The sequence below is a fragment of the Asanoa siamensis genome, assembly GCF_016862555.1.
Classification (GTDB): domain Bacteria; phylum Actinomycetota; class Actinomycetes; order Mycobacteriales; family Micromonosporaceae; genus Asanoa; species Asanoa siamensis.
Genome location: NZ_BONE01000047.1, coordinates 1 through 23,980 on the forward strand (window position 1 = coordinate 1; position 23,980 = coordinate 23,980).

The following is a 23,980-nucleotide window of genomic DNA, read 5'->3' on the forward strand; positions in this document are numbered from 1 at the left end:
GGCCAGGCACGCCTGACACGGCCCTGCGCGGGCGCGGCTTAGCTATGTCCTAGCGTCACAGCTAGCTTGCAATCGTTGCAATGATTTATTGCGAGGGACAGCCCGTGCGGACCGCTCCGCGCGGCCGTATCGACTTGGACGGCCAGACGCGGGCCTGGGACAGCGGCGCCTGCGCACTGCTACGCAGTGCACGACCGCGGATCTCCTCACCGGAGGCGGCGGTCGCGCCCCGGCCGAGGACCTAGATCACCGCCCCGACCTGCTACTTCTTGCCACCAGGAACCCAGAGCACATCGCCGTCGGGATTGGCTGTTCTTGACAGGATGAACAGCAAGTCCGAGAGCCGGTTGAGATACTTTGCCGGGAGCGTGCTGGTTCGGTCCGGATCCTCCGCGATCAGTGACCAGGCGGCGCGTTCCGCGCGGCGGGCGACCGTGCGTGCCACGTGCAGCAGCGCCGCTCCCGCGGTGCCGCCCGGGAGGACGAAGGAGGCGAGCGTGGACAGCCGGCCGTTGAACTCGTCGCACCAGCCCTCCAACCGGGTCACGTACTCCTCGGTCACCCGCAGCGGCGGGTACGCCGGCGACGGCTCCACCGGATTTCCCAGGTCCGCGCCCACGTCGAAGAGGTCGTTCTGGATCTGGGACAACACCGCGCGCACCTCCTCGGACAGCGAGCCCAGCGCCAGAGCGACGCCGAGCGCGGCGTTGCATTCGTCGACGTCCGCGTACGCCGTGATCCGCGGGTGGGTTTTCGCCACCTGCTCGTTGTTGACCAGTCGGGTCGAGCCGGTGTCGCCGGCCTTCGTGTAGATGCGGGTGAGGTGGACGGCCATGACAAACAGCCTACGGACGCCCTCTCGGAACGACCTCGAGGCCGGGGCACCACCCGTGACTCCTACCATTGCCGACGTGGATCTGATCCGGGTCGAGGGCGGCGCGCGGCTGAACGGCGAGGTAGCCGTCGTCGGCGCCAAGAACTCCGCACTCAAGCTGATGGCCGCCGCGCTCCTCGCGCCGGGGCGCACCGTGATCACCAACGTCCCGCGGATCACCGACATCGCGATCATGGCGGAGGTCCTCCGCCGGCTCGGTTGTCAGGTGGAGATCACGCCCGACGAGGTGCCGGCGGGCCGGCAGGGGCCGCCGCCGTCCGTGGTGGTCAACATCGACGTACCGGACGAACCGGGCACCGAGGCCGACTACGACCTCGTCCGCCGGCTCCGCGCGTCGATCGCGGTGCTCGGGCCGCTGCTCGCCCGCCGCGGCTACGTGCGGGTCGCGCACCCGGGCGGCGACGCGATCGGCTCCCGCGGCCTCGACATGCACGTGGCCGGCCTGGCCCGGATGGGCGCCGAGATCTCCGGCGAGCACGGCTTCGTGATCGCCTCGGCCCCGCAGGGCCTGCAGGGCGCCACCATCTGGCTCGACTTCCCCAGCGTCGGCGCCACCGAGAACCTGGTCATGGCCGCCGTACTCGCCAAGGGCAGCACCGAGATCGACAACGCCGCCCGCGAGCCCGAGATCGTCGACATCTGCTCCATGCTGATCGCGATGGGCGCCAAGATCGAAGGCGTCGGCACGTCGACGCTGCGGGTGGAGGGGGTCGAGGCCCTTTCCCCGGTACGCCACGCCACCGTCGGCGACCGCATCGTCGCCGGCACGTGGGCCTTCGGCGCCGCCATGACCCGCGGCGACGTCCTGGTCAACGGCGTCGATCCCGCGTTCCTGGACATCGCGCTCGACAAGCTCGTCTCCGCCGGCGGCGTGGTCGAGCCCGAAAAAACCGGATTCCGCGTACGCATGGACGACCGCCCCAAAGCAGTCGACGTCGTCACCCTCCCGTTCCCGGGCTTCGCGACCGACCTGCTCCCGATGGCGATCGGCCTGGCCTCGGTCAGCGACGGCGCCTCGCTGGTGACCGAGAACATCTTCGACGGCCGCTTCATGTTCGTGAACGAGATGGCACGCCTGGGTGCGGACATCAAAACCGACGGCCACCACGCGGTCGTACGCGGCCGCGAGCGCCTGTCCAGCGCCCCGGTCCGCGCCACCGACATCCGCGCGGGCGCGGGCCTGGTGATAGCCGCCCTCTGCGCCGACGGCATCACGGAGATCTCCCACGTCCACCACATCGACCGCGGCTACCCAGACTTCGTAGGCGACCTGTCCGCCCTGGGCGTCGAAGTCCAACGCGCCGCAGCCCCCGAAGACCCCCAGTTCTCCTTCTAGATCGCCCAATCAGTCCCTCCCACCCACAACCCCGCCGTCCGACGGGGAGGGGCAGGGAGCGCACATGCGCAGGCATGTAGCTACATGCGAGAACATGTTCGCCCGAACAGCACACCCCTCACCGCGCGAAGCGGCGGGGATCGGGTCAACCGGGCGCTCGCGTTCGGCCCCGCCTGCCGATGAGGCGGGGCCGCCGGCCAGCCCGCGGCTGCCTCGACCACACGCGGCGGCCGGGTCCATCCTCTAGCTCCGGCGTGGGCCTGCCGACCACACGGTGGGTCGGACAAGCGGGTGCCCGCGACGGGCATGCGTTGCCAGCCGCACGCTGGGTCGGACAAGGCGCGGGCCAGGCTCGGTGGGTTAGTCCGGGCTTGTGTCCAGGGCGCCGCCGCCTACCAGGCGGCGGGCGTGGGCCGCGTTTTCGTGGAAGACCAGGATGCGGGTGCGGTCGGCTGTGCCCGGGGCCACCGTGGAGCGGATGCCGTTCGCGGACAGGCGGCGGCGGAGTTCCTCCGCGTCCGCCTCCGTGGTCGTCTGGGCCACGGTCACCAGCAGGCCGAAGTCGGGTACCTCGTCACCCTGTTTCGCGTCCATTTTCCGGCCCCCCGCCGCCTCGAGTTCGGCGCCGGTGGCGGCGCGCGGTCAGTGCGGGGTGTCGCGGCGCCGGTGGCCGTGCGGGCGCGCCCGGGCCGCGGCGCCTCCCGGGCCGAGCGCGGGCGCCAACCGGCATGAGCCCAGTCTGTCAGTCAAGAACCTTGTCCGGCGTGGACTCGGTCACAGCGGTGGACTGACCGATCGTTCACCCGGGCGACTAAGTTGCAAGGCATACGGGCTTCGACTCAAGGGAGAACAGCATGGCGGGTCGGCTGGCGGTCATCGGGGCCGGGCTGATGGGTTCGGGCATCGCCCAGGTGGCGGCGCGGGCCGGGTGGGAGGTGACGCTGCGCGATCTCGACGACGCGGCGATCGGGCGTGGGGTCGCCGGCATCCAGAAGTCGCTGGAGCGGATGGTCGCCAAGGGCACGATCGAGGGCGCCGAGGTCGAGACGCTGCTCGGGCGGATCACCACCACCACGGACCTGGGCGCGGCGGCGGACGCCGACATCGTGGTCGAGGCCGTGTTCGAGCGGCTCGACGTCAAGCAGGAGGTGTTCCGGGAGCTCGACAAGATCTGCAAGGCCGACGCCGTGCTGGCGACCAACACCTCGGCCATCCCGGTCACCCAGATCGCGGCGGCCACGCAGCGGCCCGAGTCGGTCGTGGGTACGCACTTCTTCTCGCCCGTACCCATGATGAAGCTCTGTGAGCTCGTACGCGGATACAAGACGTCCGACGAGGCGCTCGACAAGGCGAAGGCGTTCGCCGAGGAGATCGGTAAGACCGTCGTCGTGGTCAACCGCGACGTCGCCGGGTTCGTCACCACCCGGCTCATCGCCGTGCTGGCGCTCGAGGCGGTCAAGCTCGTCGAGTCCGGCGTGATCTCCGCCGAGGACCTGGACACCGCCTGCCGGCTCGGCTTCGGGCACGCGATGGGCCCGCTGGCCACGGTCGACCTGACCGGCGTCGACGTGATGCTGCACGCGGCCCGCAACATCTACACCGACACCGCCGACGAGAAGTTCTTCCCGCCGGAGTTGCTGCAGCGCATGGTGGTCGCTGGCGACCTCGGCCGGAAGACCGGCAAGGGGTTCTACGACTACTAGGCCGCGGGCGGCCAGATGGTGAGGCGGGGGCTCTGGTAGTCCGGGGGCCCCGCCTCGATCCACGACGAGAACCCGGTCACCGTGGAGAGGGCCATCGCGATCTCGACCGGGGCCTGGTGGCCCACGCAGCGCAGGATGACCCAGTCGGTCGGCATCGTGAGCTGCTCCTGGCCCTCCGGCAGGCGGCGGCTGGCGACCGTCAGGCCGCGCCGCGACAGCACCCGCTTGGGGCGGATGGCCAGGCTGAACAGGCGGTACCAGCGCATCTCGTCGTCGACGAACCGGGCGAAGCCGGGTGACCAGCCGCGCCCGTGCAGGAACGTCGAGATGCGCAGGTCACAGCGAATCGTGCCGCCGGCGCGCGCGTAATACGCCCGCCGGGCGAACAACAGGACGATCGTGGCGAGAAACAGCCCGAGGCCGATCGCGATCCATTCGAAGATCTCCATCGGCCTGGCCCGTCGTCAGCGCGCGGCGGGTTCGGCTGGGGTGGCGCTCTCGGCCAGGACCGTGACGCCGGTCTCCGTTACGGAGAGGAAGCCGCCCGCGACGTCGTAGGCGAGCTGCTGGCCGCCGTCGATCTTGATGCGGATCTGGCTGGGTTCGGCGAGCTGGCCCAGGAGCGGGGCGTGGCCCGGCAGCACACCAAGCTCGCCCTCGGTGGTGCGGGCGACGAGCATCTCGGCCTCGCCTGTCCACACCTTCTGCTCGACGGACACGAGCTCGACATGGAGCTGATTTGCCACGTTGGCTCCTCTTCGACGCCGGACCGGGGCGAGGGGATCGTCGCCCGGTGTCGCGGTGGAATTGGAGTGAAGTCTAATCGGCGCGGCCGCCGGAGACGGAGCAGGGGTGCCACCTGTGAAAGGTGGCACCCCCGGACGCGAGCAAGCTCACTTGTCGCGGTTGATCAGATCCGGATGGCTCGCGATGAAGGCGTCGGTCGTCTCGGCCTTGATCGATGCGAAGAACTCCTTGGCGACGGGCTGCAGCGCCTCGCCCGCGTATTTCCCGTTCTCGTTGACCCCACCGCCCGGCAGCTTGATCATCGTGATCGAGTCCTGCCGCATGCCCTTGAGGGCGAAGCCGAACTCGGCGACGCTGTAGCCGCGGCCGTTGAAGACCAGCGCCTCGCCGGCGGCCCGGAGCACCTTGTCGAGCTTCGGCAGGTCGGTCATGACGTTCTTGCTCAGCACCTGCTGGGCCATCGCCTTGACGAACTGCTGCTGGTGGCGCTGGCGGCCGTAGTCGCCATCGTCGACCGTGTAGCGCTGTCGCACGTAGTCGAGCGCCTGCCAGCCCTGGAACTTGTGCGTGCCCTTGGTGTATTTGGCCTGCGGGCCGTAGTAGGGGTGCGCGCAGCCGCCGCAGTTGCGCTTCGGGCGCGCCTTGCCGTTTGGCTGCAGGTGCTCCGAGAGCACCTCGGCCTCGTCGACGTACATCGTGACGCCGCCGATCGCGTCGACGATCTTCTTGAAGCCCGCGAAGTTGACGATCGCGCCGGCGTCGAACCGCGCGATGCCGGTGTAGTTGCTGATCGTTTTCGAGAGGAGCTCGAAGCCCTTGGCCCTGTCGGGTTTCCCACCGCCCGGCACCCGTGCCCCGTGCGACATCGCCGCGTTGAGCTTCTCGCGACCGCCGTTGTAACCCGCCTTGGGGAAGGCCGGGATGTCGACCACCGTGTCGCGGGGGAGGGAGAACAGGTAGCCGCGGTCGAGCCCGGCCGGGATATGCATGATCATGACGGAGTCGGCCAGCGGCAACGTGGTGTCGTTGCGCGGGTCGATGCCGACCAGCAGGATGTTGAGCGGGCCCTTGATGTCGCTCTTCTTCTCGACCTTGGCGCCGTCACCGAAGAGGTCCTCGGTGGTGACCGCGCCCTCGTAGCGGGCCAGCAGCGCCTCCGACGTGACCAGGAGGCCACCGCTGGCGACCATCAGGATCGCGCCGAGGATCGTGCAGTAGCGGGCCCAGCGCGGGATCCCCGACCGCTTCCGCGGCTTCTTGCCGCCCGAAGTCGTGCCCGCGGGTGCGCCGAAGTCCGGTGGAGCGGCGCCGGGTGTGGCCTTGCCGGTCGCACCGCGCCCGGTCGAGCGGCCCGATGAACCGCTGCCCGACCTTCTCGCCATCAGAACTCCTTCTCGTCGATGCCCGTATGCCGGGTCTCCGATATGGAGACGTGCGTAAGGGGGCTCGCCGTTGCGCCCGAGAGCCTATATCTCATGTCTGAGTACGGCTGCCCGGGTACGACACCGTGCGAAAACGCAACGATCCAGGCACCCACCGGGGTGCCTGGATCGCTCTGCGTGAGGACGCTCAGTCCTTCATCAGCTCCGCGGCCTTGCGCTCGAGGTCCTCGAGCCCGCCGCACATGAAGAAGGCCTGCTCGGGGAAGTGGTCGTACTCGCCCTCGGAGATCTTCTTGAACGCCTCGATGGTCTCCTTGATCGGAACCGTCGAGCCGGGGACGCCGGTGAACTGCTCCGCGGCGTAGGTGTTCTGCGAGAGGAACCGCTCGATCCGGCGGGCCCGCTGCACCGTCACCTTGTCGTCCTCGGAGAGCTCCTCCATGCCGAGGATGGCGATGATGTCCTGCAGGTCCTTGTAGCGCTGCAGGATCCGCTTGACCTCGGAGGCGACGTTGTAGTGCTCCTGGCCCACGAACTGCGGCGCGAGCAGGGTCGACGACGACGCCAGCGGGTCCACCGCCGGGTAGATGCCCTTGTCGGAGATCGACCGCTCCAGGTTGGTGGTCGCGTCCAGGTGGGCGAACGTGGTGGCCGGCGCCGGGTCGGTGTAGTCGTCGGCGGGCACGTAGATCGCCTGCATCGAGGTGATCGCCTGGCCCCGGACCGAGGTGATCCGCTCCTGCAGCTGGCCCATCTCGTCGGCCAGGGTGGGCTGGTAACCCACCGCGGACGGCATGCGGCCCAGCAGCGTGGAGACCTCGGAACCGGCCTGCGTGAAGCGGAAGATGTTGTCGATGAAGAGCAGCACCTCCTGCTTCTGCACGTCGCGGAAGTATTCGGCCATCGTCAGCGCGGAGAGGGCGACGCGCAGGCGGGTGCCCGGCGGCTCGTCCATCTGACCGAACACCAGCGCCGTCTGCGGGAGCACGCCGGACTCGGCCATCTCCGTGATGAGGTCGTTGCCCTCACGGGTGCGCTCGCCGACGCCGGCGAACACCGAGGTGCCGCCGAAGTTGCGGGCCACACGGGTGATCATCTCCTGGATGAGCACCGTCTTGCCCACACCCGCGCCGCCGAACAGGCCGATCTTGCCGCCCTTCACGTACGGCGTCAGCAGGTCGATGACCTTGATGCCGGTCTCCAGCATCTCGGTCTTCGGCTCGAGGTCGGCGAACTTCGGGGGCTCGCGGTGGATCGGCCACCGGTCCTTGACCTCGAACTTCTCGCCCTCCTTGAGGTTGAGCACCTCGCCGATGGCGTTGAAGACGTGGCCCTTGGTGATGTCGCCGACCGGCACGGTGATGCCCGAGCCGGTGTTCTCCACCTCGGCGCCCCGGACCAGACCGTCCGTGGGCTGCATCGAGATCGCCCGCACCATGTTGTCGCCGAGGTGCTGCGCGACCTCGAGGGTCAGCGTCTTGTCGCCCTCGGCCAGCGAGACCTTCACGTGCAGGGCGTTGTAGATCTCGGGCATCGCGTCACGCGGGAACTCCGCGTCGACGACCGGGCCGATGACCCGGACGACACGGCCGGCGGCCGTGGTGGTCTCAGTTTCAACAGTCGCAGTCATCACGCTTCACTTCCCGCCGCGGCCAGCGCGTTCGCGCCGCCGACAATCTCACTGATCTCCTGGGTGATCCCGGCCTGCCGCGCCGCGTTCATCTGGCGCGTGTAGGTCTGGATGATGTCCTCCGCGTTGTCGGTCGCGCTCTTCATCGCCCGCCGGCGCGCCGCCGACTCGCTGGCCGCGGAGTCCAGCAGGGCCGCGTAGATGCGGGTGTTGACGTAGCGCGGGAGCAACGCGTCGAGCAGCGCCTCGGCCTCGGGCTCGAACTCGTACGCCGGCAGCAGGCCTTCCGACTTGGGCCGCTCCTCGACCTGCATCGGGCCGATGATCCGGGTGACCGGCGTCTGGGTCAGCAGCGACTTGAACTGCGTGTAGACGATGTGCAGCTCGTCGACCCCGGTGACCGCGTCGGCGCCCGGGCCGTCGTCGGTGTCGTCCGCGCCGCGGGTGAACGCCTCGATCAGCGTCTCACCCACGTCGCGGGCGTCCTCGAACGTCGGCTGCTCCGAGAAGCCGGTCCAGCTCGCCTCGATCGGCCGCTGCCGGAACCGGTAGTAGCCGACGCCCTTGCGGCCGATGACGTACAGCACCGGCTCCTTGCCGTCTTCGCGCAGCCGCGCGACGAGCGACTCGGCGGTGCGGATCGCGTTGGTGCTGTAGCCGCCGGCCAGGCCCCGGTCGCTCGTGATGAGCAGCACCCCGGCCCGGCGCACCCGCGGGCGCGGGGTGAGCAGCGGGTGGTCGACGCTGGCGTTGGACGCCAGCGCCGACAGCACGCCGGTGATCGCCTGGGCGTAGGGCAGCGACGCATCGACCCGCGCCTGCGCCTTGGCGATACGGCTCGTCGCGACGAGCTCCATCGCCTTGGTGATCTTCTTCATGCCCTTCGCCGAGCGGATGCGCTGGCGAAGGACGCGTACCTGGGCCGCCATGCGGTGCCTACGCCTTCTCTGCCGGCTGGTCGGTGTACCGGGTCACCGACTCGCTCTCGAGCTCGCCCTCGGTGGGCTCGGCCGGCGGCTCGTTGACCGTGGTGGTCTCGCCACGGGCCAGGAAGTTCGCCTTGAAGTCCGAGATGGACTTGTCGAGCGCGCCGATGATGTCGTCGTCCCACTGGCCGTCGGCGATCGCCTGCAGCGTCGCCTTGTCGTGCCGGCGCACGTGGTCGAGGAAGTCCGCCTCGAACCGCCGCACGTCGCCGACCGCGATGTCGTCGAGCTTGCCCTCGACACCCGCCCAGACCACGACCGCCTCTTCCTCGACCGGGTACGGCGAGTAGTTGGGCTGCTTGAGCAGCTCGACCAGGCGGGCGCCGCGCTCGAGCTGGGCGCGGGACGCGCGGTCGAGGTCCGACGCGAACGCGGCGAACGCCTCGAGCTCGCGGTACTGCGCCAGGTTGAGCCGCAGCGAGCCGGACACCTTGCGGACCGGCTTCACCTGGGCGGCGCCACCGACCCGCGACACCGAGGTGCCGACGTTGATGGCCGGCCGCACGCCCTGGTTGAACAGGTCGGGCTCGACGAAGATCTGGCCGTCGGTGATCGAGATGACGTTGGTCGGGATGAAGGCCGAGATGTCGTTGGCCTTCGTCTCGATGATCGGCAGGCCGGTCATCGAGCCGCCGCCCATCTCGTCGGAGAGCTTCGCGCAGCGCTCCAGCAGGCGGGAGTGCAGGTAGAAGACGTCACCGGGGTACGCCTCGCGGCCCGGCGGGCGGCGCAGCAGCAGCGACACGGCGCGGTAGGCCTCGGCCTGCTTCGACAGGTCGTCGAAGACGATCAGGACGTGCTTGCCGGCGTACATCCAGTGCTGGCCGATCGACGACCCGGTGTAGGGCGCGATGTACTTGAAGCCGGCCGGGTCGGACGCCGGGGCGGTGACGATGGTGGTGTATTCCATCGCGCCGGCCTCGTCGAGGATGCCCTTGATCGACGCCACGGTCGAGGCCTTCTGGCCAATCGCGACGTAGATGCAGCGGACCTGCTTCTTGGGGTCACCGGAGGCCCAGTTGGCCTTCTGGTTGAGGATCGTGTCGAGCGCGATCGTGGTCTTGCCGGTCTTGCGGTCACCGATGATCAGCTCACGCTGGCCACGGCCGATCGGGATCATCGCGTCGATCGCCTTGATGCCGGTCTGCAGCGGCTCGCTGACCGACTGGCGGGCCATGACGTTGGGCGCCTGGAGCTCGAGCTCGCGGAAGCCCTCGTTCTCGATCTCGCCGAGGCCGTCGACGGGGTTGCCGAGCGCGTCGACCACGCGGCCGAGGAACTTGTCCCCGACCGGCACGGACAGGACGCGGCCGGTGCGCTTGACGCGCTGGCCCTCGTCGATGCCGGCGAAGTCACCCAGGACCACGACACCGATCTCGCGGGCGTCGAGGTTCAGCGCCACGCCGAGCGTGCCGTCCTCGAACTCCAGCAGCTCGTTGGCCATGGTCGAGGGCAGGCCCTCGACGTGCGCGATGCCGTCACCGGCGTCGGCGACGGTGCCGACCTCCTCGCGGGAGATGTCGGGCGTGTAGGAGGAGACGTAGCGCTCCAGGGCGCCGCGGATTTCCTCCGACGAGATGGTCAGCTCGGCCATCCTCTGCTTCCTCTATTCAGGCCCGGGTTACCGGTGCGGTGTCAGGGTCTAAGCGGGCGGGGTGTCAGCGCTGCGAGAGCGCCTTGCGGGTGTCGTTGAGGCGGCGCAGGACGGTGCCGTCGTAAAGGTCGGAGCCGACAAGCACACTCATGCCGCCCAGCACCTGCGGATCGACCGTCTGCTTGACAGTGACGTCTCGACCGTACAGTTGTGACAGCTTGGTGCCCAGCCGGCGCTCCTCGTCATCGGACAGCGGTGCCGCGACGGTGACATAAGCGACCTGGCGATCGCGCCGTTCTGCGGACATTTCCACCATGCGCGACAAAGCCGCCTGGAACGACCGACCACCGAATCCGGCGAGCGCCACCTCGACCAGCCGCAGCGTTACCGGCTTGGCCTTGCCGTCCAGCAGGGCCTTGGCCAGGTCGGCCCGCTGCGCGGGCGGGGCGACCAGATCGGAGAGCGCTCCGGACAGCTCCGGCGAGCCGTCGACGACCTGCCCGAAACGGAACAGCTCGTCCTCGACCTCGGCCAGGTCGTCGGCGCGGTCGGCACTGGCCAGCAGTGCCTCGACGCCCAGTCGCTCGGTCGCGTCGAGCAGCTCGGTCGCGGCCGACCAGCGACCGCCGGCCAGGACGGTCGCCACGCCGAGCGTCTCGTCGCCGACCTTGCCGGTCAGCAGCGAGCGGATCAGCTCCGCCCGGTCGTCGCCGGGCCGCCCCGGGTCGGACAGCGCCCGGCGCAGCGTCGGCTGCCGGCGCAGCACGTCGGCGACCGAGAGCAGCTCGTCACCGGTCGTCGCGACGTCGGCGGCGGGCGCCGAGGCCGCGTAGGAGTCCAGCCGCTCCGCGGCGGCGCGGTAAGACTCCCGGCTGACGCCCTGCATCAGCGGCTCCCGGTCGACTCGAGCTCGGACAGGAACCGGTCGACCGTGCCGCGGCGGCGCGCCTCGTCGGAGAGCGACTCACCGACGATCCGGCCGGCCAGGTCGACGGCGAGCGTGCCCACCTCGGCCCGCAGCTCGCGAACGATCTGCTGGCGCTCGGCGTTGAGCTGCTCGCGCCCGGCGGCGATGATGCGGTCGGACTCCTCGCGGGCCCGCGCCTGGATCTCCTGACGGATCTCCTCGGCGTCGGCCCGCGCGTCGTCGCGGATCTTCGCGGCGTCCGTACGTGCCTCGGCCAGCTGCGCCTTGTATTGCTCGAGCAGCTTGTTGGCCTCGGACTGGGCGTCCTCGGCCCGCTTGAGGCCGCCCTCGATCGCGTCGACCCGGGCCTTGAAGGTCTCCTCCATGCGCGGGAAGACGAACTTCATCAGCACGAAGCAGAGCACCGCGAACGCGACGCCACCGACCACGATCTCCTGCCAGAGCGGCAGGATCGGGCTGTGCTCGACTGCTGCGCTTAGGTTCATGGAAACCTCCTGCGGTTGCGCTGGGTCAGCCGGCCCAGATGAAGCCGAACGCGATGCCGAACAGCGCCAGCGCCTCGACGACGGCGAAGCCGATCCAGACGAACGGCAGGGTCATGCGGGACGACTCGGGCTGACGGGCGGTGGACTGGATGTAGGACGCGAAGATCAGCCCGACGCCGATGCCCGGGCCGATGGCGGCGAGGCCGTAACCGATAGCGGCAACGCTGCCCTCAACTGCGGCGATGTCCATTGCTGAGGTTCCTCCTGGTTATCACGCGTGACGTTCACGCGGGACGGACAACTGTTGGTGCGGTGGTGGACCACTGCCCCGGGGGCCGGGGATCAGTGCTCCTCCGAGACCGCGCCCTGGATGTAGCTCGCGGTCAACACGGTGAAGACGTAGGCCTGCAGGAAGATCACCAACAGCTCGAGCAGCGTCAGCGCGATGGTCATCAACCAGGACAGCACCGAAATGGGCGCCAGAGCCGTGTTCGCCTGGAGCATGGCGAAGCCGCCCAGCGTGAAGACGAGCAGCAGCATGTGCCCGGCGAACATGTTGGCGAACAACCGGACGGCCAGCGAGAACGGCCGCACCAGGAAGGTCGAGAAGAACTCGATCGGGATGAGGATCGGCAGTACGAACCACGGCGCCGGCGGGATGAGCGAGTTGCGCATGTACTTGCGGAACCCGAACTTCTTGATGCCGACGTAGTTGAAGAGCACGTAGCTGATCAGCGCCAGGAACGCCGGGAACGCGATGTGCGAGTTCGGCGAGATCTGGGCGATCGGAACGATGCTCCACAGGTTGTTGAAGACGATGAACAGCAGGAGCGTGGCGAGGTACGGCGCGAACCGCACGCCGCGGGCCCCGAGCATCTCGACCGCGATGTTGTTGCGCACGAAGCCGTACGTCGACTCCGCGATCCACTGCGCCTTGCCCGGCACCAGCTTGGGCTTCCGGTAGGCGAGCAGGAAGAAGACGATGATGAGGGCGGTGCTGACCCACACCAGCGCCGTGATCTTCGTGAACCACAGCGAGTCGAGCCCGCCCCACGGCACGATCGAGGGCAGGTAGAAGTCGCCTACCTCAGGTGGAAACGGAACGTCGCTCTTGAGAGCGACCGCCTGTCCGATCACCGCGTCCCTTCCCTCATGAACTTCCGGGCCCCGGTGGTGGGGCCCCGATCCGCTTGATGACCAGGTAGATCCCGCCGGCGCAACCGATCACCACACCGATGCCGGTGATCACGCCGCCGGTGTGGACCGCCCGGTCGACCAGCCAGCCGATGAACCCCCACACCGCCATCCCCCCGATGAGGTAGGACAGCGCCGTCCATCCGAGGTCGGCCCCCGTCGGTGTGACGTCGGGGTCCTTGTCGGAGTGTTGCGAGGGTGGGTCACCGGCCATGACGCGGGAACCGTATCAGCCGGTAGAGGGAGGAGAAGACTCGACCCCCGCACGCTCAGGCCGCGCGGGGGGAATGGGATGATGAATCTGCCTCTGCGCTCACGCTACTCCTCGGACCCGCCAAGTGGGGTCACCCAAGGGTCGCGTTAACGACGAAATCTCGGTGCGTGCACGGTCACGATCCACCAGATCTGGGTCGCGGTCCACGCCAACACGCCGGCCACGATGCCCGCGGACAGTGGCTTGATGCCCGCCCAGTCGGTGGTCGCGACGACCAGCATGATGCCGCCCAGCAGGCTCAGCTTCGCCACGTAGACGCCCATGCCGAACGGCATGACCAGCTTGGTGTCGAGTTTGTCGGCCCAGGCGATCGCCAGCGTCGACGCCAGGAAGCTGGCGGTCGCGATCAGCACACCGAGTGGAGCGGCGAACGCGCCGACACCACCCGCGAGCACGCCACCGAGGACGGCCGCACCCACGGTCATCACCGCGGCCGCGACGAGGATGGGCGGCAGGTGCCGCAGCCGCCAGTTGCGATCGGCTTCGGCCGCGCCGGCGCCGGCTTCGGTGGCGGTCGTGTCAGGGGCAGGGGTCGTCGACATCGCGTCGCAGTCTACGTGCGACCCGCCAGGCGCCGGAAAACGTGCCACCGATTCGGATATCGCCGGCAAAAACGGCGCGTCCGGAAAACTCGGAGCGAACTCTGGGTGACGTTCCGGATACCGCGCGAGCGGCCGTCCCGACCCGCATAGTGGGAGGGATGAAGTGCTTGGTCACCGGCGCGACCGGATACATCGGCGGCCGCCTCGCGCCCCGGCTGCTCGACGCCGGTCACGAGGTCCGCTGCCTGAGCCGGTCCCCGGAGAAGCTGCGGGACGTGCCCTGGGCCGACCGGGTCGAGGTGGCGCGGGGCGACCTGGGTGACCCCGACTCGCTGCCGGCCGCGTTCGAGGGCGTCGACGTCGCGTACTTCCTCGTCCACTCGCTCGGCCGGCCCGACTTCGAGGATCTCGACCGCGCCAACGCCGAGGCGTTCGCGACAGCGGCCCGCGCAGCCGGGGTGCGCCGGATCGTCTACCTCGGCGGCCCCGAGCCACCGCCGGGCGCGCGCAGTTCGGCCCACCTGCGCTCGCGGGCGGAGGTCGCCCGGATCCTGCTCGACAGCGGCACCCCGACGGCGGTGCTGCGCGCGCCCGTGATCATCGGCTCCGGCTCGGCCTCGTTCGAGATGCTGCGCTACCTCACCGAGCGGCTGCCGGCGATGGTCACGCCGCGCTGGGTGCGCAACCGGATCCAGCCGATCGCGGTCCGCGACGTGCTGCGCTATCTCATCGGCGCCGCGGACCTGCCGGCCGACGTCAACCGCGGCTTCGACATCGCCGGCCCCGACGTGCTGACCTTCGCCGAGATGATGCAGCGGTACGCCGCGGTGGCCGGACTCCCCCGCCGGGTCATCCTCCCGGTCCGGCCGCTGACCCCGAAGCTCTCCTCGCTCTGGGTCGGCTTCGTGACCCCGGTGCCCAACTCGATCGCCCGCCCGCTGGTGGAGAGCCTGATCCACGAGGCGGTGGCGCACGAGCACGACATCGCCGCGTACGTGCCGGACCCGCCCGACGGCCTGATCGGCTTCGACCGCGCGGTGGAGCTGGCCCTGGTCAAGATCCGCGACCTTGAGGTGGAGACCCGCTGGTCCGGCGCCGGCTCCCCGGCCGACCCGCTGCCCACGGATCCGCAGTGGTCCGGTGGCAGCGTCTACACCGACCTGCGGGAGCGCGAGGTCGCCGCCGACCCGGCGATGCTGTGGCGGGTGATCGAGGGGGTCGGCGGCGACAACGGCTGGTACTCGTTCCCGCTGGCCTGGGAGGTGCGCGGCTGGCTGGACCGGCTGGTCGGCGGCGTCGGCCTGCGCCGCGGCCGGCGCGACCCGAACCGGCTCCACGTCGGCGACGCGCTCGACTTCTGGCGGGTCGAGGAGATCGTGCCGGGTGAGCTGCTGCGGCTGCGCGCCGAGATGAAGCTGCCCGGCCGGGCCTGGCTGGAGCTGCGCGCCGAGCCGGACGGCCCGAACGGGTCCCGCTACCGGCAGCGGGCCGTGTTCCTGCCGCACGGGCTGGCCGGGCACGCGTACTGGGCCGCGGTCTCGCCGTTCCACGCGATGATCTTCGGCGGGATGGCCCGGAACATCGCGCTCGGCGCCGAGCGACCTACTGACCCAGGACTTCCCTCACCTGCGCCGCCGAGACCGGGCCTTCCCGGAGCACCCGCGGACCGTCGGGACCGGTGAGCGTCACCAGCGTCGAGGCCAGGGTGTGCCGGATCGACCCGTGGTCGACCACGACCGGCACGTGCTCGCCGGCGACCCACTCGAGCTCGGCGAGCGCCTCCTCGTCGACCGGGCGGGACTCCGCACCGGACGGGTTGAGGCTGGTCGCGGTCACCGGGACGCCGGCCGCCGCGATCACCTGCAGCGTGGCCGGGTGGTCCGGCACCCGGATGCCGACCGTGCCCTGGTGGGTCACCAGCCGGTCGGGCAGCTCGCTGGTCTGCTCGACGACCACGGTCAGCGGCCCCGGCGTGAACGCCCCGATCACCCGGCGGGCCTCGGGGGTCAGCTTCGCGTAGTGGCCCGCCATCGACAGCGACGCGCAGGCGATGTGCATCGGGTGGTTGACGTCGCGGCGCTTGGCCTGGAACACCCGCAGCACCGCGGCCTCGATGGTCGCGGCGGCGGCCAGCATGTAGCCGGTCTCGGTCGGCAGCACGGCCAGCCCGCCACCGGCGAGCGTGGCGGCCACGTCCTCCGCGTCGGCGAGCCGGAGCAGCCCGGACGGCGATCCCGGCGCCAGCCAGCGGGCGTTGACCATGGAACGTCCCCTCAGGACGGGATGAGCAGGCGGGCGAGCGGCACGACGGTCTCCTCGATCTCGTCGGCCACCCGGCTGAACGTCTGGTCGCCGCGGCCCCACGGGTCGTCGAGGTCGTCGGCGGGCAGCGGTGCGGCGCCCCGGCGGGCGGCGTCGACCGCCTCGACCAGGGCCACGCCGCGGGCGTACACGGCGTCGGGGGTGACCTCGCCGTCGGGCAGCGCCGCGGGGTCGACCGCGGGCAGCAGGCGGCCGAACTCGCCGAGGACGAACGTGCGCGGTGCGGCGTCGGCGCGCAGCGCGACCACGTAGTCCTGCTGGTCGGCGGTGGCCGTGAGGACCAGGTCGGCGGCGTCGATGTGCTCGGAGAGCAGCTTGCGGGCGCCGAAGCCGGTCGGGTCGCCGCCGCGGGCGCGCACCTGGCGGGCCGCCGGCGGGTTCATCTCCTCGCCGTCGTGCCAGCCGCCGGTGCCGGCGCTGTGGCTGAACACGAGGGCGTCGGCGTCGGGCGCGGCCGTTCCCGCGGGCACGCGGGACAACCGCTGCGTCACCGCGAGGGCGAGCAGCCGCTCGGCCATCGGCGACCGGCAGATGTTGCCCATGCACACGTGCAGGACGGTGAACGGCGGCACGGTCACATCCCCGGGCCGGTGAGGCCGGGCACCACGTCGCGCAGCTTCTCGATCGGGATGCCGCCCTCGCGCAGCAGGCGCGGCACGTCGCCGGTCACGTCGACCATCGCGCTGGGCACCGGGTCGGCGCTCGGGCCGGCCTCGAGGTAGACGCGGACCGCGTAGTCGAGCTGCGTGCGCGCCTCCTCCGCGGTGGTCGGCGCGGGCAGCCCGCCCTTGTTGGCGGCGAGCACGGCCATCGGGCCGGTCTCGCGCAGCACCTCGAGGGCGACCGGGTGCAGCGGCATGCGTACGGCGATCTGCCCGCCGGTCTCGCCCAGGTCCCACTGCAGCGTCGGCGAGTGCTCCACGATGATCGTCAGCGGGCCGGGCCAGAACGCCTCGACCAGGTCGCGGGCGGCCTGCGGCAGCGAGAAGACGAGGCCGTCGAGGGTGTGCCGGGAGCCGACCATGACGGGCGGCGCGGCACCTCGGTCGCGGCCCTTGGTGGTCAGCAACTGCGACACCGCGTGCGGGGTGAACGCGTCGGCGCCCAGCCCGTAGACCGTGTCGGTCGGGAACACCACGAGCTCGCCGGACTTGACCGCCTCGATCGCCGCGGCGATCCCCCGGTCGCGGTCAGCGCTCGACCGGCAGTCATAGAGCATCACGAGGAGCCAGTCTGCCACGACGAGCTGTCCCCGCTGCGCCGGGCAGTGGTGAATCGAGGACGGCCGGTGAGATCCACGTGCCCGGCAATCCGGTCAAACTGCCCCTGCGCGGCCAACAGCGCCGGTAGCGCCGTCGCGTGCTCCTCGTCGTGCTCGATCGCGACCACGCCACCCGGCCGCAGCAGCTCGGCCGCCCGCTCCAGCACGGGGCGCACCACCGCCAACCCGTCCGGCCCGCCGAACACCGCGGTCGCCGGGTCGAACCGGTCGACCTCGGGCGGGACCGGCGTCCCCTCCGGCACGTACGGCGGGTTGCTCAGCAGCACGTCCACCCGGCCCCGCAGGCCGGCGAGCAGCTCGGGGTCGGTCACGTCGCCGGCCACGACATGCGTGCCGAGCGCGAGCTCCTCGGCGTTGCGGCGCAGCCAGGCGAGTGCGGCCGGGGACTTCTCGACCGCGTACACCGTCGCACCCGGCACCTCGGTGGCGATCGACAGCGCGATCGGGCCCGGGCCGGCGCACAGGTCGACCACCACGGGCTCCGGCAGCTCGCGGGCCGCGTCGATCCCCCAGCCGGCGAGCAGCTCGGTCTCCGGTCGGGGCACGAACGCGCCCGGACCGACCGCGAGCTCCAGGTGCCGGAAGGCCGCCGTACCCGTGATGTATTGCAGGGGTTCGCGATCGGCCCGCCGCGCGACCAGGCTCCCGAACGCGGCGGCCTGTGCGGCGCTGACCCGGTCGACGAGCAACAACCGGCCGCGCGACACGCCGAGGACGAAGGCCGCCAGCAGCTCGGCGTCGTTTCGCGGTGATTCGACCCCCGCGGACGCCAGCCTGCGGCTCGCATCGGCGATCATAGGTGCGACGCGGATCGTCGTACCTTCGGTCGGCTGTTGTCGGCGGCCCGTCACGAGATAATCATTGACGTTCGACACCGCGAAGGTCGCAGAAGGGGGTCACTCGGTGGGTTGGCTCGACCGGGTCCCTGACCAGGTTGACGCGCTGCGCCAGGCACGCTCGCTGATGATGCGGAGCCGCTCGGCCGATGCCTGCCTGCTGCTCGACGACGTCCTCGTCGCCACCACCGACGCGCAGGCCCGCACCGACGCCCTGATCCAACGACTCTCCGCCGTGATCAACCTCGGCCGCACCGCCGAATACTCGAGCGCCGTCGACAGTGCGCTCGAGGCCGCCCGCGACGTCGGCGACCCCTACGTGCTGGGCCACGCGCACGCGCTGGCCGCGCTCGCCGCCCACCACCAGGGTGCCCTCGACCGCTGCGTCACCCACTTCGTGCAGAGCGCCAGCCACCTCGGCCGCGTGCAGGACCCGGACGGCGACACCGCCTGGGGCTGGCACGACCTGGCGATGGCCTATTCCTACCTGAGCTTCCACGGCTACGCGCTGGGCGCGATCGAGCGGGCCCGGCAGATCGGCACGGCCGCCGGGTTGCCCGAGGAGCTGTTCGCCGCGCCGGGCATCCGGCTGCGCAACGCGGTCGCGCTCGACCACTCCGGCGACTCCGACGGCTGCCTGCGGGTGCTCCGCGACATCGGCGCCGACCTGTGCCGGTTCCTCGACGCCGACAACGGCGCCCGGCTGCGACCGTCCACGGTGACCGCCTACGGCTACGCCGCGGCCCGCCGGGGCGCCCTCGGCGAGGCGATCGACGAGCGGCTCGACGTGCACGCGCTGCTGGCCGCGGGCGGCGACGGCGCCCGAGCCCGCGACCTGCGCCAGCTCGGTGAGGTGTGCGTGGCGATCGCGGGCGGCCGCGCGACCGAGGCGCTGCGCCGGCTCGGCAACGTCACGATCTCGCCGCAGACGCTGGGCGCGGCCGAGCCCGAGCGGCTGCGCAGCCTGACCTTCGCCCGCGCCGGCGACCACGAGGCCGCCCACCGCGCCGACCGCAAGGCGTTCCGGCTCGCCGCGCAGCGCAGCGACCGGCTGCAGACCGTCTACGTCGACGGCATCGCGGCCCAGATCGAGCGCGAGGAGCTGCGCCGCACGGCCGCGCAGCTCGCCGGCGAGGCCCTCACCGACCCGCTGACCGGGCTGCCCAACCGCCGGCAGCTCGAGCGCTACGTGGCCGCGATGGTCTCCCGCGGCGAGCGGGCCGTGATCGGCGTCTGCGACCTCGACGGCTTCAAGGCGGTCAACACCGAGCACGGTCACCACTCGGGCGACCTGGTGCTGCAGCGCATCGCCGGGGTGATCCACCGGGTGATGCGCCGCGGCGACTTCGTGGCCCGCTACGGCGGCGACGAGTTCGTGGTGGTGCTGCCGGGCGCGGGCATGGCCGAGGCGGCTGACGTCTCCCGGCGCGTCGCCGCGGCCGTGGCGGCGGAAGACTGGCACGCGCTGGTGCCGGGCACGCCGGTCGGCGTGAGTGTGGGCTTCGCCGAGGTCAACGGCTCCGGCCCGGCGCTACGCGACGCCCTGGGTCAGGCCTTCGAGATCGCCGACCGGGAGATGCTCCGCGCCAAGCGCCGGCCCCGCGCCGCGTCCTAGACCCGGCGCCGGTCCGCGGCCACGTGCAGCAGGAGCACGCACCCGAGCGCGATCAGCAGGCCGCCGACCACCGTCGCCTCCATCATGGAGAGCCTGATCTCCGTGTACGGCAGGGGAAAGCCCCTTCGGAAGACGGGCATGTGCGGCGCCTCGCCGCCGCTCGTGCTCAGCACGGTCTCGGCGAGGTTGTCGGCACCGTTCGGGTCGGGCGGCCGCGCCTCGACGGTGGCCCGACTCGCCAGCGCGCCGGCGACCGCCACCCGGGCGTGGATCGTCAGCGTCGCCTCCGCACCGGCCGCGAGATCGCCGACCAGCCAGCGGCCGTCCTCCTCGTCGTACCGGCCCACGCTCGCCGCCGCCGAGACGAAGACGAGCCCGTCGTTCGGTGGGTCCGTGACGGTCACCCCGCGGGCCAGGTCCGGGCCGGCGTTGCCCGCCGTCACCGTCACCGTGACCGGCTGGCCGACGACCGGGGTCAGGTTGTCGACCTCGCGGGTGAGCGACAGGTCGGCGGCGGAGACGACCGGCGCCGCCCGGCCGACGGTGTCGGCGGGGCTCGGGTCCTCGGCTCCGCTCTGGGTGACCAGCACGACGGGGTCGCCCCGGCCGGTCACCACGGCCAGCGTCCGGACCGTCCACGTCGCACTGGCGCCGACGGCCAGCGACCCGACCCGCCAGCGCGCGGCGGTGGTCGCGGCGCCGGTGCGCGGCGGGAAACCCGTCACCTGGCCGACGGTCGCCGCCGACGTGAGGAACGTGCCGACCAGCACCGGGTCGGCGACCTCCACGTCGAGCGCGGCGTCGGGGCCCTTGTTGGTGACCGTGACCGCGTAGGTCACCGGATCCCCCGGTCCGGCCAGCGTCGGCGCGACCTGAGCTGTGAGCGCGAGGTCGGCGCGGGGCACCTTGGCTCCGGGCGGCGCGCTGACCTTCAGCGGCGCCGTGGCCACGTCGTCGCGCTCGTCGCGGTCGGCGGGGAAGGAACTGATCAGCGCGGCCGTCGCCGTCGCGGTCACCGGGCCGGTCGCCCGCACGCGCAGGGTCAGCCGCGCGTCGCGGCGTACCCCGATCGAGCCGACCGTCCACGTCAGACCGTCGAAGACGCCCTGGCTGGCCGACCGCGCCGCGACGATGATGCGGGCCGGCAGGGGCACCGCGACGCGGACCGCGTCCGCTCGCCGGAAGCCCTTGTTGCGGGCGGTGACGGTGAACGTGGCGTCCCGGCCGGACGCGACCACCGCCGGTGTCATCGTGCCGGTCACCGCGACGTCGACGGTGCTGAAGGTCGACGGCGCGGCCGGCGACACGGCCGCGGACTGCGACACGGCCGCCGACGCGGCCCCGGGCAGCGCGAGCAGCGCGAGTGGCACCGAAGCGGCCGCGAGCCGAAACCACCTCACACACGCCACATTAGCCACATAACAGGACAGAATCCGGGTTTCTGGCGTCAACCCAGCCTTGACGATCGGTGGTTCGTCAACCCACACTTGACGCATGGCACCCCTCAACCTGACCGTCGAGGAACTCATCGCCCAGCTCGAAGGCGACCTGCCCCACGCCGATCCGGTCGCCCGGGTCGGGGAGGCGCGGTCCCGGGCCCGTGCCCTCGGCGACCTGGGCGACCAGCTCATCGACCACTTCATCCGGGCGGCCCGGCAGACCGGGGCGTCCTGGAGCCAGATCGGGGACGCCATGGGCGTCTCCAAGCAGGCCGCGCAGCAGCGCGGCGGCCCGGGCCGGTTCGCCCGGTTCACCGAGCGGGCGGGGCAGGTCGTCAAGGACGCGCAGGCGCTGGCCCGGCAGCGGCAGAACCCGGCCGTCGAGCCGGAGCACGTGCTGGTGACGCTGCTCGGCGCCACCGAGGCGCTGGCCGCCAAGCTGGTCGCGGCGCTCGGCACCGACCCGAAGGCGCTGGCCGAGACCGTCACCGCCGGGTTGCCCGGCCAGGCCGACCCGGTGCCCGACCACGTGCCGTTCTCCGCCGACGCCAAGCAACTGCTCGAGGAGACGACCCAGGCCGCGCTCGACCTGGGCCACAACTACATCGGCACCGAGCACATCCTGCTCGGGCTGCTGCGCCTGCCGGACACGGCGGCCGGCCGGGCGCTGGCGTCGGCGGGTTTCAGTTACGACACGACGAAGGACGCGGTCCGTACGGCCCTGCTCGGGTTCCAGCACCGCGCCAAGCAGTGAGCCGGTACGCGGCCGTCGACGCGCACTACCCCGCCGCCGGCGGCGCGCGGGCCGCGCTGGTCGTCGCCGCGGAGCCGCAATTCGCCACGCTGGTCGAGGAGCGGGTGGCCACCGTCGACGCCGTGCCGGCGTACCGGCCGGGGTTCTTCTTCGAACGGGAACTCCCGGCGCTCCGCGCGGTCCTGGCCACGACGGCGCCGGTCGACCTGCTGGTGGTGGACGGCTACGTCGACCTCGACCCGGCGGGTCGCCCCGGGCTCGGCGCCCATCTGCACGCCGCGCTCGGCGTGCCGGTCGTGGGTGTCGCGAAGACCGCGTTCCGCTCGGCGACGCATGCGATCCCGGTCGTTCGCGGCGGCGCCCGCCCGCTCCACGTGACCGCCGCGGGCATCCCGGCGCAGGAGGGCGCCGCGCTGATCAGGGCGATGGCCGGCCCGCACCGGATCCCCGACGCACTCCGCCGGGTGGACCGATTGGCCCGCGCAGGTCCGGGATAACACGCCGAACCGCGGACAGGGCCGCAACGCCCGGTCAAAGCCGGAACGCCACGGTCAGTGGCGGGACAGCTCCGTCTCGCCCGCCAGCCGCGCCGCGCGGTCCGCCTCCGTCAGCGCGTCCAGCACACCGTCCAACTCGCCGGCCAGCGCCAGGTCCAGGTTGTAGGCCGTGTAGCCGATGCGGTGGTCGCTGATCCGGTTCTGCGGGAAGTTGTAGGTGCGGATCCGCTCGGAGCGGTCGACCGTGCGTACCTGCGCCTTGCGGGCGTCGGACGCGGCCGCGTCGGCCTCCTCCTGCGCGGCGGCCAGCAGCCGGGCCCGCAGGATCCGCATCGCCTGCTCGCGGTTCTGGAGCTGGCTCTTCTCGTTCTGGCAGCTCACCACGATGCCGGTGGGCAGGTGCGTGATGCGTACCGCCGAGTCCGTGGTGTTGACCGACTGCCCGCCCGGCCCGGACGAGCGGAACACGTCGACCCGGATGTCGCCCGGGTCGATCGACACGTCGACGTCCTCGGCCTCGGGCAGCACCAGCACGCCGGCCGCCGAGGTGTGGATCCGGCCCTGCGACTCGGTGACCGGCACCCGCTGGACGCGGTGGACGCCGCCTTCCCACTTGAGCCGCGACCACACGCCGTTGCCGCCGTCCGGCACCCCGCGCGTCTTGACCGCGAGCGAGACGTCCTTGACGCCGCCGAGGTCGGAGTCCTGCGCGTCGATCACCTCGGTGACCCAGCCGTGCCGCTCGGCGTAGCGGGTGTACATCCGCAGCAGGTCGCCGGCGAACAGGGCCGACTCCTCGCCGCCCTCGCCCGCCTTGATCTCCAGGATCACGTCCTTGGCGTCGTGCGGGTCGCGCGGCATCAGCAGCTCGGCGAGCCGCTCCTCGAGCGCCGGCAGGGCGGCCGCGAGCGACTCGGCCTCGGCGGCGAACGACGGGTCCTCGGCGGCCAGCTCGCGCGCGGCGGTGAGGTCGGCGCGGGCCTGCTCGAGCTCGTCGTTGGCCTTCCGGATCGGAGCCAGCTCGGCGAACCGCCGGCCGACCCGGCGGGCCGTGTTCTGGTCGGCGTGGATCGCCGGGTCGGCGAGCCGCTTCTCCAGCTCCCCGTACTCGTCGAGCAACCCCGCGAGTCGATCCACGCTCATCGTCCGTACCCCTCTGTTGGTCCCAGGCTCGTGCCGACACGAAACGGCGCCCGCCCCCGCAGGACCGCGAGGGGGGCGCCGTCGGCGTAGCTACTTCTTCTTGGCCTGAACCTTGGCGTACTTCTGCTGGAACTTGGCCACGCGGCCGGCGGTGTCGAGAACGCGCTGCTTGCCGGTGTAGAACGGGTGGCAGGCGCTGCAGGTCTCGACGTGGATCTGACCGTTCTTCGCCGTGCTGCGGGTGGTGAACGTGTTGCCGCAGGAACAGGTGACCTGCGTCGACACGTACTGCGGGTGGATTTCGGGCTTCATGCCGCCTCGGTCCTTTCGTCGATGGTCGCCGGGTCGTCCACCGAACGGACGTGAACCGGAACCTTGGCCGATTGACCAGTCTGC

The 23,980-nt window shown here is 71.4% G+C and carries 27 protein-coding genes; 6 read left to right on the top strand and 21 right to left on the bottom strand.

Annotation, left to right across the window (positions count from 1 at the left end):
* Positions 1-262: 262 nt before the first annotated feature.
* Positions 263-835, bottom strand: coding sequence for a cob(I)yrinic acid a,c-diamide adenosyltransferase (locus tag Asi02nite_RS26010; protein ID WP_203716534.1), 573 nt, complete (start codon positions 833-835; stop codon positions 263-265).
* On the opposite strand from Asi02nite_RS26010, the gene murA reads away from it, so the two are divergent.
* Complete coding sequence (gene murA, locus Asi02nite_RS26015; RefSeq protein ID WP_203716535.1) at positions 834-2,231, top strand: UDP-N-acetylglucosamine 1-carboxyvinyltransferase; 1,398 nt, start codon at positions 834-836, stop codon at positions 2,229-2,231. The genes Asi02nite_RS26010 and murA overlap by 2 nt on opposite strands.
* A 360-nt stretch (positions 2,232-2,591) precedes the next feature.
* On the opposite strand, the gene Asi02nite_RS26020 is transcribed toward murA, so the two are convergent.
* Positions 2,592-2,825: a penta-EF hand family protein gene (locus Asi02nite_RS26020; RefSeq protein ID WP_203716536.1), complete on the bottom strand. Its 234-nt coding sequence runs from the start codon at positions 2,823-2,825 to the stop codon at positions 2,592-2,594.
* A gap of 260 nt (positions 2,826-3,085) precedes the next feature.
* Here Asi02nite_RS26020 and Asi02nite_RS26025 point away from each other — a divergent pair, with 260 nt between their 5' ends.
* Complete coding sequence (locus tag Asi02nite_RS26025) at positions 3,086-3,934, top strand: 3-hydroxyacyl-CoA dehydrogenase family protein (protein WP_203716537.1); 849 nt, start codon at positions 3,086-3,088, stop codon at positions 3,932-3,934.
* Here the strand turns inward: Asi02nite_RS26025 and Asi02nite_RS26030 are convergent.
* The 12 genes from Asi02nite_RS26030 to Asi02nite_RS26085 all read right to left on the bottom strand — a co-directional run bounded on the left by Asi02nite_RS26030 (position 3,931) and on the right by Asi02nite_RS26085 (position 13,696).
* The gene (locus Asi02nite_RS26030; RefSeq protein WP_203716538.1) at positions 3,931-4,383 is read right to left on the bottom strand and encodes a DUF2550 domain-containing protein; all 453 of its coding nucleotides are present in this window, start codon (positions 4,381-4,383) and stop codon (positions 3,931-3,933) included. The genes Asi02nite_RS26025 and Asi02nite_RS26030 overlap by 4 nt on opposite strands.
* Before the next feature lie 15 nt (positions 4,384-4,398).
* Entirely contained in the window at positions 4,399-4,680 is a 282-nt protein-coding gene (locus Asi02nite_RS26035) for a F0F1 ATP synthase subunit epsilon (RefSeq protein ID WP_203716539.1), read from the bottom strand.
* 147 nt (positions 4,681-4,827) lie between these two features.
* On the bottom strand, positions 4,828-6,063 hold the full coding sequence (locus Asi02nite_RS26040; RefSeq protein ID WP_203716540.1) for an LCP family protein: 1,236 nt from the start codon (positions 6,061-6,063) through the stop codon (positions 4,828-4,830).
* Positions 6,064-6,250: 187 nt separating this feature from the next.
* Positions 6,251-7,696, bottom strand: coding sequence for a F0F1 ATP synthase subunit beta (gene atpD, locus Asi02nite_RS26045; RefSeq protein WP_373312327.1), 1,446 nt, complete (start codon positions 7,694-7,696; stop codon positions 6,251-6,253).
* Positions 7,693-8,622 carry a F0F1 ATP synthase subunit gamma gene (locus tag Asi02nite_RS26050; RefSeq protein WP_203716542.1) on the bottom strand — a complete coding sequence of 310 codons (930 nt, stop codon included), beginning with the start codon at positions 8,620-8,622 and terminating at the stop codon, positions 7,693-7,695. Before Asi02nite_RS26050 ends, atpD begins: the two co-directional genes overlap by 4 nt.
* 7 nt (positions 8,623-8,629) lie before the next feature.
* A complete protein-coding gene (atpA, locus tag Asi02nite_RS26055) occupies positions 8,630-10,273 on the bottom strand; it encodes a F0F1 ATP synthase subunit alpha (RefSeq protein ID WP_203716543.1) in 1,644 nt (547 codons plus the stop codon).
* A gap of 64 nt (positions 10,274-10,337) precedes the next feature.
* Positions 10,338-11,162 carry a F0F1 ATP synthase subunit delta gene (locus Asi02nite_RS26060; RefSeq protein ID WP_373312329.1) on the bottom strand — a complete coding sequence of 275 codons (825 nt, stop codon included), beginning with the start codon at positions 11,160-11,162 and terminating at the stop codon, positions 10,338-10,340.
* Positions 11,159-11,686: a F0F1 ATP synthase subunit B gene (locus Asi02nite_RS26065; RefSeq protein WP_203716545.1), complete on the bottom strand. Its 528-nt coding sequence runs from the start codon at positions 11,684-11,686 to the stop codon at positions 11,159-11,161. Before Asi02nite_RS26065 ends, Asi02nite_RS26060 begins: the two co-directional genes overlap by 4 nt.
* Before the next feature lie 25 nt (positions 11,687-11,711).
* The gene (locus Asi02nite_RS26070) at positions 11,712-11,936 is read right to left on the bottom strand and encodes an ATP synthase F0 subunit C (RefSeq protein ID WP_089246440.1); all 225 of its coding nucleotides are present in this window, start codon (positions 11,934-11,936) and stop codon (positions 11,712-11,714) included.
* A gap of 92 nt (positions 11,937-12,028) precedes the next feature.
* Entirely contained in the window at positions 12,029-12,823 is a 795-nt protein-coding gene (gene atpB, locus Asi02nite_RS26075) for a F0F1 ATP synthase subunit A (protein ID WP_203716546.1), read from the bottom strand.
* A gap of 13 nt (positions 12,824-12,836) precedes the next feature.
* The gene (locus Asi02nite_RS26080; protein ID WP_203716547.1) at positions 12,837-13,094 is read right to left on the bottom strand and encodes an AtpZ/AtpI family protein; all 258 of its coding nucleotides are present in this window, start codon (positions 13,092-13,094) and stop codon (positions 12,837-12,839) included.
* 146 nt (positions 13,095-13,240) lie between these two features.
* Entirely contained in the window at positions 13,241-13,696 is a 456-nt protein-coding gene (locus tag Asi02nite_RS26085) for a hypothetical protein (protein WP_203716548.1), read from the bottom strand.
* A gap of 158 nt (positions 13,697-13,854) precedes the next feature.
* Between Asi02nite_RS26085 and Asi02nite_RS26090 the strand changes: the two genes are divergently transcribed.
* A complete protein-coding gene (locus tag Asi02nite_RS26090) occupies positions 13,855-15,378 on the top strand; it encodes an SDR family oxidoreductase (RefSeq protein ID WP_203716549.1) in 1,524 nt (507 codons plus the stop codon).
* On the opposite strand, the gene Asi02nite_RS26095 is transcribed toward Asi02nite_RS26090, so the two are convergent.
* Genes Asi02nite_RS26095 through prmC form a run of 4 tightly spaced genes read right to left on the bottom strand, consistent with a single transcriptional unit; the run spans position 15,299 to position 18,097 of the window.
* Positions 15,299-15,958, bottom strand: coding sequence for an L-threonylcarbamoyladenylate synthase (locus Asi02nite_RS26095; protein ID WP_203716550.1), 660 nt, complete (start codon positions 15,956-15,958; stop codon positions 15,299-15,301). The genes Asi02nite_RS26090 and Asi02nite_RS26095 overlap by 80 nt on opposite strands.
* A gap of 11 nt (positions 15,959-15,969) precedes the next feature.
* The gene (locus Asi02nite_RS26100) at positions 15,970-16,590 is read right to left on the bottom strand and encodes an arsenate reductase/protein-tyrosine-phosphatase family protein (RefSeq protein WP_203716551.1); all 621 of its coding nucleotides are present in this window, start codon (positions 16,588-16,590) and stop codon (positions 15,970-15,972) included.
* Positions 16,591-16,592: 2 nt separating this feature from the next.
* On the bottom strand, positions 16,593-17,237 hold the full coding sequence (locus Asi02nite_RS26105; RefSeq protein ID WP_203716593.1) for an L-threonylcarbamoyladenylate synthase: 645 nt from the start codon (positions 17,235-17,237) through the stop codon (positions 16,593-16,595).
* On the bottom strand, positions 17,237-18,097 hold the full coding sequence (gene prmC / locus Asi02nite_RS26110; RefSeq protein WP_203716552.1) for a peptide chain release factor N(5)-glutamine methyltransferase: 861 nt from the start codon (positions 18,095-18,097) through the stop codon (positions 17,237-17,239). The genes Asi02nite_RS26105 and prmC overlap by 1 nt, the downstream gene beginning before the upstream one ends.
* Before the next feature lie 106 nt (positions 18,098-18,203).
* Between prmC and Asi02nite_RS26115 the strand changes: the two genes are divergently transcribed.
* Entirely contained in the window at positions 18,204-19,751 is a 1,548-nt protein-coding gene (locus Asi02nite_RS26115) for a GGDEF domain-containing protein (protein ID WP_203716553.1), read from the top strand.
* Here Asi02nite_RS26115 and Asi02nite_RS26120 read toward each other — a convergent pair.
* Positions 19,748-21,151, bottom strand: a complete 1,404-nt coding sequence (locus Asi02nite_RS26120) for a DUF11 domain-containing protein (RefSeq protein WP_203716554.1) — start codon at positions 21,149-21,151, stop codon at positions 19,748-19,750. The two genes, Asi02nite_RS26115 and Asi02nite_RS26120, sit on opposite strands and share 4 nt — an antisense overlap.
* 94 nt (positions 21,152-21,245) lie before the next feature.
* On the opposite strand from Asi02nite_RS26120, the gene Asi02nite_RS26125 reads away from it, so the two are divergent.
* Together Asi02nite_RS26125 and Asi02nite_RS26130 are read left to right on the top strand one after the other, a co-directional pair.
* Positions 21,246-21,944 carry a Clp protease N-terminal domain-containing protein gene (locus Asi02nite_RS26125; RefSeq protein ID WP_203716555.1) on the top strand — a complete coding sequence of 233 codons (699 nt, stop codon included), beginning with the start codon at positions 21,246-21,248 and terminating at the stop codon, positions 21,942-21,944.
* Complete coding sequence (locus tag Asi02nite_RS26130; RefSeq protein WP_203716556.1) at positions 21,941-22,441, top strand: endonuclease V; 501 nt, start codon at positions 21,941-21,943, stop codon at positions 22,439-22,441. The genes Asi02nite_RS26125 and Asi02nite_RS26130 overlap by 4 nt, the downstream gene beginning before the upstream one ends.
* A 54-nt stretch (positions 22,442-22,495) precedes the next feature.
* On the opposite strand, the gene prfA is transcribed toward Asi02nite_RS26130, so the two are convergent.
* Together prfA and rpmE are read right to left on the bottom strand one after the other, a co-directional pair.
* Positions 22,496-23,584, bottom strand: coding sequence for a peptide chain release factor 1 (gene prfA / locus Asi02nite_RS26135; RefSeq protein WP_203716557.1), 1,089 nt, complete (start codon positions 23,582-23,584; stop codon positions 22,496-22,498).
* Between the two features lie 90 nt (positions 23,585-23,674).
* Complete coding sequence (rpmE, locus tag Asi02nite_RS26140; protein ID WP_203716558.1) at positions 23,675-23,896, bottom strand: 50S ribosomal protein L31; 222 nt, start codon at positions 23,894-23,896, stop codon at positions 23,675-23,677.
* Positions 23,897-23,980: the final 84 nt, after the last annotated feature.

Bases quoted from the DNA above. Each gene is read 5' to 3' on its own strand.
- murA (WP_203716535.1), top strand. From the start codon at position 834: ATGACAAACAGCCTACGGACGCCCTCTCGGAACGACCTCGAGGCCGGG.
- Asi02nite_RS26010 (WP_203716534.1), bottom strand. From the start codon at position 835: ATGGCCGTCCACCTCACCCGCATCTACACGAAGGCCGGCGACACCGGC.
- Asi02nite_RS26020 (WP_203716536.1), bottom strand. From the start codon at position 2,825: ATGGACGCGAAACAGGGTGACGAGGTACCCGACTTCGGCCTGCTGGTG.
- Asi02nite_RS26025 (WP_203716537.1), top strand. From the start codon at position 3,086: ATGGCGGGTCGGCTGGCGGTCATCGGGGCCGGGCTGATGGGTTCGGGC.
- Asi02nite_RS26030 (WP_203716538.1), bottom strand. From the start codon at position 4,383: ATGGAGATCTTCGAATGGATCGCGATCGGCCTCGGGCTGTTTCTCGCC.
- Asi02nite_RS26040 (WP_203716540.1), bottom strand. From the start codon at position 6,063: ATGGCGAGAAGGTCGGGCAGCGGTTCATCGGGCCGCTCGACCGGGCGC.
- Asi02nite_RS26050 (WP_203716542.1), bottom strand. From the start codon at position 8,622: ATGGCGGCCCAGGTACGCGTCCTTCGCCAGCGCATCCGCTCGGCGAAG.
- atpA (WP_203716543.1), bottom strand. From the start codon at position 10,273: ATGGCCGAGCTGACCATCTCGTCGGAGGAAATCCGCGGCGCCCTGGAG.
- Asi02nite_RS26065 (WP_203716545.1), bottom strand. From the start codon at position 11,686: ATGAACCTAAGCGCAGCAGTCGAGCACAGCCCGATCCTGCCGCTCTGG.
- Asi02nite_RS26070 (WP_089246440.1), bottom strand. From the start codon at position 11,936: ATGGACATCGCCGCAGTTGAGGGCAGCGTTGCCGCTATCGGTTACGGC.
- Asi02nite_RS26080 (WP_203716547.1), bottom strand. From the start codon at position 13,094: ATGGCCGGTGACCCACCCTCGCAACACTCCGACAAGGACCCCGACGTC.
- Asi02nite_RS26085 (WP_203716548.1), bottom strand. From the start codon at position 13,696: ATGTCGACGACCCCTGCCCCTGACACGACCGCCACCGAAGCCGGCGCC.
- Asi02nite_RS26090 (WP_203716549.1), top strand. From the start codon at position 13,855: ATGAAGTGCTTGGTCACCGGCGCGACCGGATACATCGGCGGCCGCCTC.
- Asi02nite_RS26095 (WP_203716550.1), bottom strand. From the start codon at position 15,958: ATGGTCAACGCCCGCTGGCTGGCGCCGGGATCGCCGTCCGGGCTGCTC.
- Asi02nite_RS26105 (WP_203716593.1), bottom strand. From the start codon at position 17,237: ATGCTCTATGACTGCCGGTCGAGCGCTGACCGCGACCGGGGGATCGCC.
- prmC (WP_203716552.1), bottom strand. From the start codon at position 18,097: ATGATCGCCGATGCGAGCCGCAGGCTGGCGTCCGCGGGGGTCGAATCA.
- Asi02nite_RS26125 (WP_203716555.1), top strand. From the start codon at position 21,246: ATGGCACCCCTCAACCTGACCGTCGAGGAACTCATCGCCCAGCTCGAA.
- prfA (WP_203716557.1), bottom strand. From the start codon at position 23,584: ATGAGCGTGGATCGACTCGCGGGGTTGCTCGACGAGTACGGGGAGCTG.
- rpmE (WP_203716558.1), bottom strand. From the start codon at position 23,896: ATGAAGCCCGAAATCCACCCGCAGTACGTGTCGACGCAGGTCACCTGT.